The 16363-nt window shown below is 42.7% G+C and carries 12 protein-coding genes; 3 read left to right on the plus strand and 9 right to left on the minus strand.

The window, feature by feature from the left end; all coding sequences use genetic code 11:
• Positions 1–12: 12 nt before the first annotated feature.
• Positions 13–255: a helix-turn-helix domain-containing protein gene (locus AB1I67_RS01150; protein ID WP_367027986.1), complete on the minus strand. Its 243-nt coding sequence runs from the start codon at positions 253–255 to the stop codon at positions 13–15.
• 201 nt (positions 256–456) lie between these two features.
• Entirely contained in the window at positions 457–1173 is a 717-nt protein-coding gene (locus tag AB1I67_RS01155; RefSeq protein ID WP_367027987.1) for a hypothetical protein, read from the minus strand.
• Between the two features lie 220 nt (positions 1174–1393).
• Between AB1I67_RS01155 and AB1I67_RS01160 the strand changes: the two genes are divergently transcribed.
• Entirely contained in the window at positions 1394–1900 is a 507-nt protein-coding gene (locus AB1I67_RS01160; protein WP_367027988.1) for a VanZ family protein, read from the plus strand.
• 71 nt (positions 1901–1971) lie between these two features.
• Positions 1972–3714, plus strand: coding sequence for a hypothetical protein (locus AB1I67_RS01165; RefSeq protein WP_367027989.1), 1743 nt, complete (start codon positions 1972–1974; stop codon positions 3712–3714).
• A gap of 200 nt (positions 3715–3914) precedes the next feature.
• On the opposite strand, the gene AB1I67_RS01170 is transcribed toward AB1I67_RS01165, so the two are convergent.
• Positions 3915–5309 carry an FRG domain-containing protein gene (locus tag AB1I67_RS01170; protein ID WP_367027990.1) on the minus strand — a complete coding sequence of 465 codons (1395 nt, stop codon included), beginning with the start codon at positions 5307–5309 and terminating at the stop codon, positions 3915–3917.
• A 180-nt stretch (positions 5310–5489) separates the two neighbouring features.
• Here AB1I67_RS01170 and AB1I67_RS01175 point away from each other — a divergent pair, with 180 nt between their 5' ends.
• Positions 5490–8687 (plus strand): hypothetical protein, encoded by a 3198-nt coding sequence (locus AB1I67_RS01175; protein WP_367027991.1) that lies wholly within the window; start codon positions 5490–5492, stop codon positions 8685–8687.
• Here the strand turns inward: AB1I67_RS01175 and AB1I67_RS01180 are convergent.
• From AB1I67_RS01180 to AB1I67_RS01205, 6 genes are all read right to left on the minus strand, one after another.
• Positions 8656–9693 (minus strand): glycosyltransferase, encoded by a 1038-nt coding sequence (locus tag AB1I67_RS01180; protein WP_367027992.1) that lies wholly within the window; start codon positions 9691–9693, stop codon positions 8656–8658. The genes AB1I67_RS01175 and AB1I67_RS01180 overlap by 32 nt on opposite strands.
• Entirely contained in the window at positions 9668–10783 is a 1116-nt protein-coding gene (locus tag AB1I67_RS01185; RefSeq protein WP_367027993.1) for a glycosyltransferase, read from the minus strand. Before AB1I67_RS01185 ends, AB1I67_RS01180 begins: the two co-directional genes overlap by 26 nt.
• A 436-nt stretch (positions 10784–11219) precedes the next feature.
• Complete coding sequence (locus AB1I67_RS01190) at positions 11220–13724, minus strand: AAA domain-containing protein (protein WP_367027994.1); 2505 nt, start codon at positions 13722–13724, stop codon at positions 11220–11222.
• A 239-nt stretch (positions 13725–13963) separates the two neighbouring features.
• Positions 13964–15097, minus strand: a complete 1134-nt coding sequence (locus AB1I67_RS01195) for an MBL fold metallo-hydrolase (protein WP_367027995.1) — start codon at positions 15095–15097, stop codon at positions 13964–13966.
• Positions 15098–15461: 364 nt separating this feature from the next.
• The gene (locus tag AB1I67_RS01200) at positions 15462–15947 is read right to left on the minus strand and encodes an Ada metal-binding domain-containing protein (protein ID WP_367027996.1); all 486 of its coding nucleotides are present in this window, start codon (positions 15945–15947) and stop codon (positions 15462–15464) included.
• Between the two features lie 56 nt (positions 15948–16003).
• Positions 16004–16342: a hypothetical protein gene (locus AB1I67_RS01205; protein WP_367027997.1), complete on the minus strand. Its 339-nt coding sequence runs from the start codon at positions 16340–16342 to the stop codon at positions 16004–16006.
• Between the last annotated feature and the right edge of the window lie 21 nt (positions 16343–16363).

Consider the following 16363-nt stretch of genomic DNA (forward strand, 5'->3'; position numbering starts at 1 on the left):
GCTGCATGTAATCTATTCGACATTATATTCTATGTTTTCAAACTCCTCCGCATTGAAAAATTCCGACATACTCACATCCAATCCACTGCAGATCTTGGCAAGGGTAAATATCCCCGGGTTCTTCGTGACGCAGTTTACGATGTGCAGCACCGTACTCATCGGCACCGTCGAACGGCTGGCCAGCTTATAATAGCTCATGCGGCGCAGTTTGCAATAATATTGTATTCGCTGTGATAACAATTCCTGTTCACTCATAAGCCTTTCCTTTCCGCAAATGGTACTGCCTCTATTTTAATACATTTTTATTTCCAATTACTACCATATTGTAAACTAAACCCTTATATTTTACAAAAAAGGCTACTTTTCTGCATTTTTCACAAAAAACAGGGAAGATACCGTGGGAGCAGTATAAAACTGTTCCATGGAATCTTCCCTATTCTGCGCATGGCGTTCCCGCTATTGCTCAAATATATCCTTTTTACTCCTTATCATAGCCGTATTCACCAATCCATACAGGTCTACAAGCTCCATCACCGTATGTTCCGGGTCTATTTCCCGCAGATACCGGTACCACGCCCAGACATCATCCGGCAATTCCCCGGATATCAGCCGGTGCGGCACCCCGCACATTAAAACCATAAAAGGGACTTTCTGAATGGTACATGCCCTGATAATGTGCTCCGTCGCTTCACAGGGCTCCTGTCCAATCACACAATCATGCCCCGACAGATCCACCGCTGTGTAATCAAACAATTCTTTCCTGAACTCTACTTTGGCGCCTGTCCGGCTATCACTATGACTACGATTACGATCAGGCAAGCTTCTATATTCACTCCCGGAACAATGCAGATCAAGCTCCGGGTCCATGCAGGTCATGCAGTAGCCTTTCTCCGCCAGCAGCAGCGACAGCCTGCCATGTATTCCGCCTCCAACCTCCAGTATCCGTTTCCCCTTCGTGGCCGGAAACTCTTTCTCAATATAAGCAGCAAAGCTCTCCTGCCTGGAAGGCAGCCCTCTGCACCAGAGTGTAAAATCAAGATATTCATCCGTTATGGTCTTCTCTTTGGGATGCTCCATTTCCGCACAGATTTTATCCAGCTGCTCCGGCGACAGACCGTTGGGATTCTGACTACAGTATTCTTGCAATTTTGTTTTATCCGTTTCTCTGATCACGTTTCCTCACCTTTCTGCCTTTCATCTGCGTGTTTTGATACATAGGGAATGATCGAATCCCCGCAAAGTATCTCTTTCTTATATAATATCATATCAGGTTACCAGGGTCAAAAGACCTTTTGATCCCAATGAAATCTGGTCACCGGACACAAGATATGATATTATAAGGATTAAGCATTTTTACCAAAACACCGGATCATACAGAAAGGTATCCTGTCTCATGTGCAGTTCCATAAAGAAATATCTGGCCTGGGCTCCCGCCCTGACCATAGCTATAATGATCTTTTATTTTTCAAGCCAGCCGGCGGATGTATCCACGGCCAGCAGCAGCCAGATCAGCCGTCTTCTGCTGCAATTTGCCGATCTGCTCCAACTCGCCAGTCTGGAAAATGCCAACATAACTGCATTATGCGAATTGATGGAAACACCCGTCCGGAAAAGCGCACATATCCTGGAATTCAGTATACTGAATATATCTATCCTGTACGCGCTCCATGTCTGGTCTATGAAAGGGCGGAAATGGATCGCTGCCGCCTGGATCATCACCGTGCTCTATGCCTGTACCGATGAGATCCACCAACTTTTTGTCCCGGGCCGGGCCGGCATGGTCACGGATGTGATGATTGACTCCATTGGGGTTACGCTGATCAGCATTATTCTGCTGTGGAGGGTTTGCAGAGGCGAGAAAAAAGGAAGTATTTCTCCGTTTCACATTAAGAATCCATAAAGGCCCTTGTACTTTTTCTCTGGGACGATATAATAAAATCACCTTATTGTTTTCGCTTCCAGGAGGAACCTATGAAGAAAAAGACACAATTTTTGCTCAACCTGGCTCTCACACTGTTTTTCGTGCTGGCCGTCATCGTACAGGGCCCCAACCTAAACCCGCTTTATCAGGAAGGGGCTTTCAGCTGGTGCTTCATGATCAGCTGCTATGTTGCGCTGAACTTTTTTGTCTGTCTGGGCAGCCTGCGTTTAACCACAAACGAATTCGGCAAGACCATGGTCACTATGGACAGAGGAGTGAAGGGCGTAAAAAACGGATTTATCCTTTTGGCAATCCTGTGGGTACTGTATTTTGCAGTCGCCTTCATTTCCATGCCTCTGTTTCATTACAAGGCATACCGGGACCAGCTGGGCACATCCAATATCTCGCAATTCAGTGATACCGTGCAGCCTATCGCCCTTGATCAGCTTCCTATCGTAGACCAGGCTCTGGCACGGGAGCTGGCTGACAAAAAACTGGGCGAGAACCCGGGGCTTGGCAGCCAGGTCACCCTTGGCACGCCCGTGATCCAGAAAGTAGACAATAAGCTTGTCTGGGTAGTTCCGCTGGAGCATTCCGGCTTCTTTAAATGGCTGAAAAACATGGACGGCTCCGCAGGTTATATCGTTGTTGCCGCCAACAGCGTGAACGACGTGACCTTAGTCACTGACCACAAGATCAAATACCAGGCCAACGCCTATATCCTGGACGATCTTAACCGCCATGTCCGGCTCTTTGGCGGCGGACTGTTCAAAGGTTTGACGGATTATTCCTTCGAGCTGGACGACGACGGCGTCCCTTACTGGGTCCTGACCGTTTATAAAAATCGCTGGCTGTTCCGTCTTCCGGAAGCATCCGGAGTCCTGATCGTCAACGCCACCACCGGAGACAGCAACTATTATGACACCAACGCAGTCCCGGAGTGGGTGGACCGTGTACAGCCGGAATCCTTCATTATGCAGCAGATCGACAACCAGGGCCGGTATGTCCATGGAATCTTCAATTTTTCCAACCAGGACAAATTCCGCCCCAGCTACGGCAACATCATCATCTACAACGACGACCGCTGCTACCTGTTCACCGGCCTGACCAGCGTAGGCTCCGATGAGTCCGCCATCGGCTTTATCCTGGTGGACATGGTGACAAAGGAATCCTACCGCTATCAGATGAGCGGCGCTACAGAGGTAGCCGCCCAGCGCTCCGCGGAAGGCAAGGTGCAGCAGTACGGCTACTTTGCCTCGTTCCCGATGATCATCAACTTAGACGGTCAGCCCACTTACTTTATGACCTTAAAGGACAATGCCGGCCTGATCAAACAGTACGCCTTCGTATCCGTGGCCAACTACACCTCCGTAGGCACCGGCGAGACCATCGACAGCGCCCTCCGCGATTTCCATCAGGTGCGCGGCAGCTCCGGCGGCATCGTTACCGGGCAGACTTCCGATGAGACCACGGGAGAAGTACTGCGGATCGCCTCGGAAAGTGTCGGGGATATTTTGACCTACAAGATCATCCTGAAAAGCCAGCCTTCCAGGATATTTACAGTTTCTTATGAGCTGAGCAATGAGCTGGCGCTGACCCAGCCGGGCGATGAGGTATCAATCAGGTATATAGACAGCGAAAACGGAATCTGCACTGCTACCGGGTTTGATAATCTGGAATTTGAGCAGAGGAGTGCCGGGGGATCTGGAAGTCCAGACAGTAATTTGGATGGAAACGAAACAGCCAATGGGGCTGCAAACGCCTCAGAACCGGCAGTTTCTGCAGCGCCGTAGTCTGCTCAACTGCTCAAACATAAAGTTAGTAAAACAGCTGCTGAAAGATAGGACGTCTTAAAATTTCAGCCAGTCAGTTCGGACTGGAATGAATTTTAAGACGTCCCATGATTATCCGGGATATATTTAACGACTCTATTTAACCATTTAGTTGGAGTCGCAATCAGTATGATTCTATGCCCTTAGAAACAGTATTATCTTTATAAATATCTGCGCTTAATATACCCCGTCACCTGGTCAATCTCCGGGAACAGCGCCGCCTGATTGATTCCAAACTGATCTAACTGCTCCAGTATGTCCCCTTTATTTTCCACGGCGCAGACCACAATCCGTCCCTTTTTATCAGGATCACTTTCCCCCTCATACTCCCGGATCCGCAGCTCCCGCAATGAATTCTGATCAGTATCTTCCGTGTCCAGCCCGCAGATTATGAAGGCGCCTTCCTGCTTCACAATTCTCTGGTTGGATTTTACAGGACTGACGAACAGATTCCTCGTTACATCTTCCATATGTATCTCCGGCTCAAAAGCTGGATTTTTGGATTTAATCTCCCGGGCAAGCTGTTTCAGCAGCTTTTCCGCCTTTTTCTTATCCCCTTCATCCACACTTTGACGCAGCTCTTCCCTGTATTCCCAGGTCCTGGTAGACAATGCTGCCAAAACCGCCACCGTATCGCTGTGAAAATACTTCACCTCATGCTGTCTGGCTGGAAACAAAATAACCTCTCCTGTCTTCTTTACACTATCACAGCAGGCAAAATACAACGCCACCATAGGGCTTTCGGTAATATCTAAAAGCCTTGTGGGCAATCCATAGTGCTGCATCTCCACAAGATAGTCCAGATGACACTTGCAGTCCCGAAAATCATTGGGACACCGAACTAACAATTCATGGTACATCCGGTCTTCATTCCTTGCCCAGTTTTTTTGCCGTTTGATACTCGGAAGCAGATCATAATTCACATCAGCATGTCCCCTGTAATAGAGCTTTCCGTCTCCGCATTCCGCCTGGAAACCGGCTACTACATCCACATATTCCTCCAAAGATGACACCGTAATGACTTCACAACAGAAAACATTACTCAAAATATTCCCTGCCAGCTTCCATTCCCGCTCCGTATCTTCCGGGCAAAAATGTTCTATCATCGCAACTAGAAGGGCCTTTCGGCTCTGGAGTCTCCCACTATACTTTGTGAAGAACCAGTATATGACCGCTTCCTGCCCTTTTCTTGAAAGCTGCTCCCCAGAGCCAGAATATTTCTTCCAAAATTCATGAAACACCGCTGTCTGGCTCTTATCTGTTCCTGCCGTCCGCGCTCTGAACAGCTGGTATATGCAGGACAGGTTCCGTTTCCACTCCAGTGCATGGGCTTGCTTTGCTATCGGATAGTCCAGGAACAGGCTCACATCCACGTAGCCTTCATTGATCAGTCTGTTGCCGATGAGTTCATAGAAAATGTCGTTCAGCCACGCAATCTGCCCTGGTTCCAGCTGCTCTGTAAACTCCTGAAATTCCTGATATACGCGTTCATATATGACCCCTGTTTTGATGGTTTGGTATTCATTTTTGCTCTTGAGCGATGTAGGTGTTCCCATAAGCGGCGCCTCCTTTGTATTTATTTTATAGTATCATGCAATGTGGTTGGCTGCAATCTTAATGCCCCATAAATTCAAGTTTTTTTTAGCTGAAACCGGAAAGCACAAAGGATAATACGAGATTATCCTTTAAATATCTTTTTTAACAGCCGAAAAACATAGTAAGCCACGGGAGAAATTATGATTGACTGGGAAATTCTATATAATGAAAATGGAAAAAATAATAAAAAAACTGGTATGGCATTTGAAAAATTGGCAAAGCTATATCTCCAAAAAACGTATCCACAATATAATTGGGAAGAGACGCCGGGATCATGGGATGGCAATAAGGATTTTACATCTATAGTATGCGATTATATTTGGGCGGAAGCAAAATATAAGAAAAATTTGTCACCACTGAAACGTCAGGATATTGACAGTACCTTTGTGTCTGGACTTATCAATGGTAAGCTTCGTGTCATAGTATTTATTACCAATACTACTATCCCGCATACGATTACAGACCGGGTAAATCAGTTCAGTTTTCATTATAATGTTGCAGTTATTTTCATTTCAAAAACGCAGTTGGAATATTGGCTGTATAACCATGAAGATATTTATAAAGAGTTCTTCAAACGGCAATTGTCAAGCGCAGACAAAGAGACAATCCCGGCTGTAAGTATAGAATTTGTTTCATTTCTAAATCAAAAAAATGAAGATCTGAGAATGCCCTTTCAGACAATAGACTTGGAGTATGGCAATTTCTATCAATTGAATATCATGTTTCAATCCGTGGTTAATGAAATAGTTGAGATTACATTGCCTCCAGACTCCCCTATCCAATTCAGTGAAGCCCCGACTTATTCTAATCCAAAGAAATGTAGTATAACGCCTGGAATTCATAATATAAAATTTCTTATCAAGGTAACTGGTAATTTTAATGGCAATATAACAATGAATGTTAACTTGCCGGATGGAGTGTCTCTGGCTCATGTTTTTCCTTGCCGCTGTTATTATAAATTTGTACCGAAATTAGTTTATGCAAAACAAAATGACACGTTTATCAATTTGTATCAATTTTTGAAATACCGCAACATATCAGAACGCAGTCGTATTATTTGGTTGACGGGGCCTGACGGAAGTGGTAAAAGCTATGTGTTGGATATGCTTTTACAGGAATTTTTTGCTGACAGAGATATTACAAAAATCACTTTTTTGGATGATGTCCACATCAACAATGTGCGTCTATGCAGAATTATTATGTACTTAAATTTTGGCGCAATTGGCAATTATCTGAGTGAAGAAATGGATGATAACGACATAAAAAACCTATGTGATCAACTGCTGCATTCACAAAGTCAGGTTTTGTTTAGCAAAGAATGGATTGATCAACTGGTCAATGGCTGTTTGAACGCCATTGATGCCGGCGATTTTATTCATACAGTGGATTCAAAAAAATATTTAACTCAACATCTGATTCACCCACAAAATTGTACAGTCAGCCGCATTCTCTTATGTGATGATCTTCAATATTTAAACCTGAGCCAGAAACGAGTCTTTAAGACCATAATGAATCAAAGTGAAAAGTATACAAATGCTGTTATCGTATTATCTGGCATACACACAGATACTTCTATTTATCATACTCAGGCTGTATGGGAACTGGACCAGCTCTCATTTAATGATATAAAGGATTCAATACGGGAGAATTTAGATATCAAAAATTCGAGGCTGACGGACAATGTTATAAGGCAATTTCCACTTAAACCGATTCTTGTCAGCGATATATTAACGATACTAAAACAGGAGTCTTCCGGCAATAACCTGCTTCAAATTATTCATCGGTACAACACAATCTGTAGAGACAATAAACTGTATTCTGTCAAATTTTCCTCTGTACATGATATGCAGGAATTGATGGATATGATCTATATCTTTGCAGAAGGGATCTCGCATTTGGCCCTACGAGATGCAGGTTTTGAGGCAGCATTGATTGATAATGTAAAATGCAGTGAGTTCTGCGCACAGAAAAATGGAAAGGTAACTGCACGTCATACTATATACAGAAAAGCTTATCTGGATTTTCGTGGAAAAGCCCTGTTTACAAATGAATTGGCTCAAAGACTTATTCGCATTTTGATGCTGCCAGATAGAAATTATCCTTTTGAAAGCGATCAGGCCTTTACTATTTTAACAAAATGTGATCGAAATATTTATGATGATTATGGCAGGGAAATTCGAAAAAGGTTTCATCAATTATACTTTTCAGGAGAATACAAGAACGCTGTATTCTATGCCGAAGCCTACTATGAATTTGTTATGTCTGAAGAAGAATTTTTAGACGGAGAAGACTGGATCCAATTATTTTACAGCGGTATTTGTATGATGCATTGTGATTTGCAGTATAAAGGCTCGAAAGTTTTTCAGTATATTTTTGATAAAGCGCCGAAAACCATTATTGCCAGATATATGGCAGGTGCAGAAATCTTAAATAGCAGATTTTGGCGTTTTAACACGCAGGGATATGAGTTGTTTGCCATTGAGTTGGAAAAAGATCTCTGTTTTTTATCACAGACCGTCAGTGAAAAAGAACCGGAACATTTACTGGATACCTATATTGCGCTTTCCACTTGTCAAAATCGTTTAATGGTCATGTATCTTTTGAAAGATCAATATCAGTCTGCCCGTGAAAAAATTAAAAATTTTTACGAGTTTTATCCACAGCTTTTGATGACAGATGAAGCAGATCGCTACTCCTCAATGTGGGGGGAATGGCTGCTTGATTTTGCTCGTGGCATGGCGTATGAAAATCCGGATCTTGCTATTCAATGTATGGAAGAGAGTAAAAAACTTTTAAATCCTGATATTAATCTGCGGCGTGTTTTGCTATGTGAATTGGATTTGATTGTCCTGAAGTGTCTGTATCAGCACGACGTGACTGGAGTGATTATGCAAATAGAAACACTCATTGAAAAACTGAAGGAGGAACGTTTTTACAGTGAGTACTTTAAAGCAATTATCAAACTATGCTTTTGCAAAGTATTTATTTATCAAGAAGAATTGAAACGTAAAGATTCTGACAAAGAAACATACATAGAGGAACTGGAAAACAATATTTATGAAGCTATCATTACCACCAATGCGCGGCTGGCAGGCAGAGAAGTGTTTTTGGTGTATAGCCTCATGGGTCTGCTCGCTTATTTAAAAGGAGATTATAACGCCGTACAAAGCAGTCTGGAGCAAGCGGGAAACAGCATTCAGGAATGCGGCAATTCTTATGAGCATATCGTGCGTCACAACCGTTCCCTTCCTAAAGAACCGGAAAGGAACCAAGTGACGGTTTGCTTTAAAAATATGGTGGATTCTGTCAGCTGGTGGATCGATCCGAGAATCTGGTAAACGGATCCTGCTCTTTAAGAAATTGGTGTATTCCGCTTAAAAGCCCTTCCACACTATTTGGCACTAGATAATTCGTTTGTATCCCGTTAAGCGCTTCCCTGATTCCAGATGAGTCGCAAGCTATAACAGGTACAGACAGCATCTGAGCCTCTACCACAGACAGTCCTAAGGATTCTCCACTGGAAGTACAGACATATGCCATGCTGTTTTTTAAATATGGAAATGGATTTTCGCAAATGCCTTTTAAATGGACGATATTCTCCAGCCGCAGTCGGTGGATATGATCCTCCAACTGCTGGCGGAGTGGTCCATCCCCGAAAATCAGCCATTTAAAAAGGTATCCATTTTCTTTTAGAGCATTTGCAGCATAAGGGATTTTTTCCAACCCTTTTTCCGGAGCCAATCTAGCCATGGTACAAAAATATGGAACGGATTCCTCTATGTGATAAGCCCGAGAGAGTAAGTTCAGTTCCTCTGCGTCCGGCAGCGGCAGGTATACTTTTTGATTTATTCCAGGGTTTAAGCCAATCATTTGTTGGAAACCGGTTTGTGCTGCGTGAGAACAGAACATAATATGATCAAATTTTTTATATGTGTCCATCTCTTCTTCCAGTGTATGATATGCATTCATACTATGATGATTATTTCTAAAATCCGTATGTATCCATGCAATTTTCACCAAGTTCGGTGCGTTATAGAAGCTGAGGATCCGAGTGGGATATCCTTCCAGGAAAGCAATAACAATATCATAGCTGTCCGAGATAAAACGCCTGCATAGTGTTTGAGGGTCATCTCGCACATATGACTTTGCTTTTTCTGTCATCTCAGGAAAAATCCAGCTGAATTTTATATCATCAGGAAAATACTCATTGTATTGGATATCTCGAAATACCAGTTTTACTTCAATTTCATATTGAGTACGGTCTATTTGACGCAGGAGACGAAGCAACGATATTTCTGCACCGCCTATGCGGAGGTGCTTAGTCAGAAATAATAGTTTTTTCATAGATAGGCTCCTCCCTGTTAAGCGTCTGAAAATATACAACATTTCCATTGGTATCAAAAATCAGATCCTTATGTTGTCCACGAAGAAAACCCCAGTTATAATTATTTTCCAACTGAGTTATCTCATCACATAGAAAAAGATATCGTCCGGGATACTGCAGGGTCTGATATGGAAAATAATAATACAGATTTATATTGTCGTCGTATTTCCCATCTGAATCTGTAAAATTCTCGTATCGAATTTCAAGTTGATTCAACACAGACTCCCAGATACGTGATTTGCTAAAGTTGATCACATAATAAGATGCATCAAGCATATCCTGATCCAGTTGCATGGCCAAATAACGTGCAAGATCTGTTTGAATTTCCGCTTTCCACTTTGTGTAAAAATGGGTTTTCTGTCTTATCTCATCGTACTGAACATGCTTACGTGATCCTTTACTGCAATGATAGGCGACAGCCTGCGGACAGTAGATACAATCGTACCCTCCTAATGTGATTTTGAGTGTTAATTCCATTCCCTCATGAGAATTAAAATAATACTCGTCCAACCCTCCAAATTTATCGTAAATTTCCCGTTTCATAACACACAATGCCATTGTAAGTGACTGTCGGCTACCAGAAATTTGTACTGAAGGAGCATGGGGAGCCTGCATATGAAACACCTGCCTGCTTTCGTAGTCAATAAACAGATGACCAGTGCTTTGTACACGGTTTGTCTGCGGATAGACCAGGAGTGGTTGTACTGCCCCTATTTGTTCAGATGAATTAAGCTTATCTAATAAAATTGAAATACAATCTTTTTGGGGAAAAACATCACTATTCATAAAAATTAGATTTTCACCGGTTGAATGCCTGACCCCATAGTTATTTGCTGCCGCAAACCCGCTCCTTTCCTGCAAAGAAAGCAGTTTTATGTTTTTATATTGTTCGGACAATGTCTGCAAATAGGTATTTGTCTGCTGATTTTGGCAACCATCCAAAATGATAATCAGTTCATCCACATTGGATGTAGACGCAAGGAGGTTAACCATAAAATTGGATATTAATTCATAAGAATTATTGACAGCGATTATATAACTATTTATCATTTGCTTAATCCCTCTTTTCTGGTTTTTATAAAGGATAATCTCGTATTATCATATATTCATAAATATAATTTTATTGTATAATAAATAGAGTGTAATTACTTGCCAAATAACCGGATTATTTTTATGTATTATTAACAATGCCATATATGGTTTGTTTGCCAGCCCTTTAAGCCGACACATTCAAGGCATCACAAATACTAGATCACAATAGTATCTACGCTATAACCATCATCTCCCCAACTCCCAAATGTCAATTCCAAAAACTCCGCAGCAATCGCCTTACTGCTCACGCGCATCAGATTATCTTCTGCATCTTCTTCATGATTATCTAAATCAAATACAATGAGGCGGCATGTACCATCCGCTAAAAGAGGATACACTAATTTGAATAAAATCTATTTATATTTCAGAATTTTTAAAGCATTTTTTATTTAATTTAACCTTTCAGCATCGCCATAATCCGCTCCGCCTCTCCGCTTCCCGTTGTTGACAACCGCAAAAGCGGCATCCCGCATTTATCAAAAACTCGATCCTTTATCTTATCCCGGACTTCTTTTTGCACACTGCCCTTTTTATGAAAAGCCGCGCCATCCACTTCAATAGCCAACTTCGGTTTTTTATCTACCTTCCGATAGATCAGAAAATCCACATGACTCCAGGTATTCTGTACAAACTTCCTTTCCGTTTCGTCCAGATTGGTCTTATCTTTGATGATCTCACGCAGCGGCACATGGACTGCTGCTGCAAAATCCTGTAGATTTTCCCGCAAAAACAGTTCCTGCAAAAAATAATAGAACAGATTTTCTGATTCCATCTGTGAAACCCGCCTCTTATTCTTCAAATAGGCCTCCCGCACCTCACGGTATTGACTGTAAAGCAGATCAAATACAGAAAAAACAGTTCCCTGTATCACGTCCCCCTTTTCATAAGCAATATAATTGACCAGCGCTCCGATATTCGTATTCTCATTCTGTTCATTGCCCGAAATCACCAGCCGCAGTTTGCTCACCGCCCTGGAAACCGCCACATTCAAAAGATTCGGATTGTCTGCAAACTCTGTGATTACATTGTCCACTGTGGTAATGATAATGGCCTCTTTCTCCCGCCCCTGAAACTTGTGCACCGTGTCCACGGCCAACTGGTCAGAGACCTCCATGGCTGCTGCATCGGCCTGATCGCGGTATGGACTGATAATACCGATATCCTTTTCCTCAATCGTGCAAGATAAAAGTTCCGGCAGTATCTCTTCCTTAATCTCATCAATCTGCCGCTGATTGACCCTGCCCCGTGCATGATTTCCCACAACCGTCTTATAAACCTTCAGCACGTCCGGTTCCTGTCGATCCTCGGTCATAATAATAAGCTGATCCTGATAAAATTTCTTGTTGCAAAACTTAATAATCCTCGGATGGCATCGATAATGTTCTCTCAAAATCACATGCGCCGCATCTGGAAATACCTGCCGCATCGAGGTCAGTAAACTATGTTCTCCATAACACAAACCAGGCGGCACAGTAAACTTCCCATCAATAAGCGCAATCCTCTCCATGTCCCGACTCGCGATCACATTAGGCAGCTGTTTCTCATCACCCACCACGATCATATTGCGGGCACATGACATGGCTAAAACACCAGTGATCAGATCAACCTGGGATGCTTCATCCACAATAAGGTAATCATACACAGTGTCTGAAAGGCTGGTACGAATGGAATGCGTCGTGCTTAAAATAATCGGATACCGCTTTAAAATATCATCCGGATGCTTCCATAAATCCTCCTGCGAAAATTTCCGCTCCGGATATTCCTCAAATCTTTGCGCCATCTTTTCTTTCAGGACCAACATGGAGAGTTGCTCCATCTGTTCCATCTTTTCATCAAAAGAAAAAGTCCCCAGTTTCTTTTGAATGAACTTTTGCCGTTCCTCAATCTCATGCATCCTAAGGTCATAATATTGCCATTCAAATTCTGTCAAAATCTCCCCGATTGTGCGGCTTAAAAACATCCGATTCCGGATATGAAAACCAATATATAACCACAGTTTCCGTATCCAGGAAAGCGCCTCCCGCCCATATTTTTCCGCATATTCCTCCAGAGATACCTTTAAACCCAGCACCTGCGTGCTGCTCAGATTTAAGGGGATTTTTCCAAACTCTTTCTCACCAAAGGTTTCCTTTACATAATGATAATAATGCTTCCGTTCCAGTTCCAATTCCTGGCACTCCGTCTCCAGCTGGGCCTGTTCGTTCTGCAGGGCAAGGTATCTGCTAAGCGCCTTTTGTGCTTCGTCTGCCTCCCCCAGACTCTTCTCCCACGCTTCCTTCGTCATAACTGGAGTTTGAAACACCCTCGCTTTTTGTTTCTCAACAAACGCATTTTTGTTCTCACGATTCCCCAGGAACGCACACAAATAATCCAGGTCCTTCTTTTTCAGCTTCTCATACACATTCAGCGTTGCCGAATTATTATTTGAGACAACCGCCACGTTTTTCCCCTGGATCAATACATTGGCTATGATATTCAAAATCGTCTGTGTTTTCCCCGTCCCCGGAGGCCCTTCAATCACAGTCAACTGATTTGTGAAAGCCTGTTCCACTGCTTTTTTCTGGCTTTCATTGCAGCCAAATGGAAAGATCAAAGGCCGGGGTTCATATGTCCGGATCGGATACTTCTGCGAATTCAGATAGGAGGAGAGCACAACATTCCTGCCGATAAATCCCAGATTCTCCAACTGTTTACTGAGTAATGCCTCTCCCTCTTCAGTTTTCAATGACACTACCTCAGAAATAACATGGAAATATTCCATTGCCTGCTTTTCTGTAATCCCGGTCAAGCAGTTACGGATAACCTCCAGATCCGTCTCATGCAGCAGCAAGCTGCTCCCATTTTCAAACCAGAAGCGGTATTCCCTGCCGAATTTTAAAACCTCTTTTATCTTGTACAAAGGTCTCCCATTGCGTAAAAAACGGTATTCATCAGGATTTAAAATCTCCGGGTCCTGGTAGACTTCAACCGTCCCCGGATTGCAATGATATTCCTGTGGATTTCCGTGAAAACGGATGGTCCATTTACCGGTTTTCTGGTCGAACTCGGCGGATTGGATTTCGGTTGTTTTGTCCTGGGATTTGAATATTATCAGGTGTTTGTGTGGGTCCATGAGGGTATTCCTTTATGTATAATATTTTATAACTCTACTACAATGTGTACTGCACTTCCGCTGTGCTCTGTAACAACCAAGGGACAGTGCCCATGAAATAATAAATCTTTTAAGACGATCGCATGAGGATGCCCATACCTGTTCTTACTCCCTGCAGAAATCACAAAATATGAATCCAGATTTGCCAATTCAGAGTTATAACTTCCGCTTGAACCATGGTGAGGAATTTGTACGCATCCAATCTGATTCCAATGCTCATCGTATGCAACTCTTAGCTGCTCCCAATTCATTTCCTCATTTGCATTATAATCACCGGTATACAAACATCCCCCGTTTTTTTCATCACAACAGTAAAAACCATGTCTGCAATATGGCAATATAGGAGTCGTTCCAACAAGCTGACTCGCAATCCCCTTCTGGTCACCCGAAAAAAGTGTCATGGAATTAACATTAAATCCCCCTTTTACTTTTCTATATGCCACTTTCACGTTATCTTTTTCAACGCTATTACCGCGTTTCCATATCTCCTTTAAATCTTCATTATGCATATCTCGTTTAAATATATTTCTAAGCTCCTTTTTCAAGGTTTTAATTCTATCCTCGCGTCGAAAATTAAATGGAATATATAGCCAGTCATTTTTAATAAATATTGTGCTGTCAGTATTCGCCCCTATCCGATCCGCAACATTCTCACCAGAAGGAACCGACTGCGCATCTATTCCATTATAACTGTCTTCATTGTTTTCCTGAACTTGATATAAAGTTGGGAAATTCCTTAAATTTAAACGTCCTAGTGCGCTATATGGGTTATGTAAAAATTCAAATGCAAAATCATCCGGGTCTATACCACGAACCAGTCCATATAATTCCATAAGCGTTTTGTTTTCTTCAGTAAGAAGCGGAAAGAAAATCTTTTTGACGTTACAATATTTTAATAAATATGGCAAGCCATTTATATGGTCCGCATCCAAATGGGAAAGAAAAACCGCATGGATCACTTCATCTTCCTGGAAATTATATTTTATTTGATGTTCTACAAAAGATACACTCGTTAAAGAGCCACAATCATAGACAATGTTTATCTTTTCAGGCCCGGCTACACTAAACTGCTCACAGTAAAACGCCCCCTGGCCAACAGGTAAAAAGCTGCGAATCATCATATTGTCTTCTTCCCTTCTTCATTCGTTTTTAATGCCTTTTTTGAAAAAATCAAGACACTTTTGTTTTCAGAATAATAGCATGGCTTCATTTTATAATAGATTCAAGGTAAATGCTATCTAAAAAAACATATTATTTTTATGAGATATATACAATTCTAATCATGTCAAAATCACTTTGGCATTTTTCCCATCTTTCCTTTAATGCACCTTCAAGCTTCACATAACCTCCAGCGGATTTCACAGTAGCGAATCTGGCGATAATTAGGATACGGTATTCCATATATGCCCAATATCATAAATCGGCATGTAACATCTGTTCAAGATGATACACGCCGATCACATCCATCACTATATCATATCAAAATTATGGCTTGCACCGTTTGCAGGGCACATACCCCTGCGCAATCACTTCATCCCGGCTGCTTCCGGAATCCAGGCGATTCTTTGCCGCCATATCACTGACGCTGGAACAACTCGGTTTATGAAACTTCTTTGTATTCTTATTCAGCACATAGGTAACCTTCGTCGCTGCTGCCGTAGTTTCCGGAATTTTCTGTTCACCAACTGTTGCCTGCGCTGTCTGCGATTCCTGCTGTGTTACCGCTGGAATCAATACCTGCGGATATTGGCTGGTAATCGCAGCCGCACCTGAGATCTCTGCACCGTCAGCGCCTACCTGGTAGCCCTCAATAGTATAATCCACAACCAGCAGGCCATTTTCATCAAAGAAATACCACTTCCCGTTCTCTTGAAACCATGTGTTGGTCAGATAAGTTCCATCGTCATTTTTATATCTATAACCGCCCTGCTCCTGCTGCTCCCAAGTCCCGGCACACAGCCCTGCCCCCACAGCAATTTACCACCCTCATATTTCTCTTTATAATACCGGTCAAACTCCCGATACATCTACTTCTGAGCCATTCCATACATCTGTTCTGACCGGTACAAGTCCTCAAGATATTTTTCTCCAGTCCCTTCCGGATCGTCCCTCAATTTCAAGCCAATTTCCTCATCAAGCTTTTGATCCTCCGGTGTTCCTATCTCCGCCGCGGCAAACAGCATGTTTTTCATAAACTCTGAAACCTGCCCCTCCTCATAGATCCGATAAGATTCCAGAGCCACATACCCTGAGTGCAACGTCCCAATATGTACCCGGTTCTTCATAATGCCGCTTGCCGTCACCTCATCAAGAAGCTTCCGATATGGTTCCCGGTACGTTTCACGGTCTATGTAATGGGCAAACAAGATCAGATTCCCTGCTATATT

The organism is Clostridium sp. AN503 (assembly GCF_040719375.1).
Classification (GTDB): domain Bacteria; phylum Bacillota; class Clostridia; order Lachnospirales; family Lachnospiraceae; genus Brotaphodocola.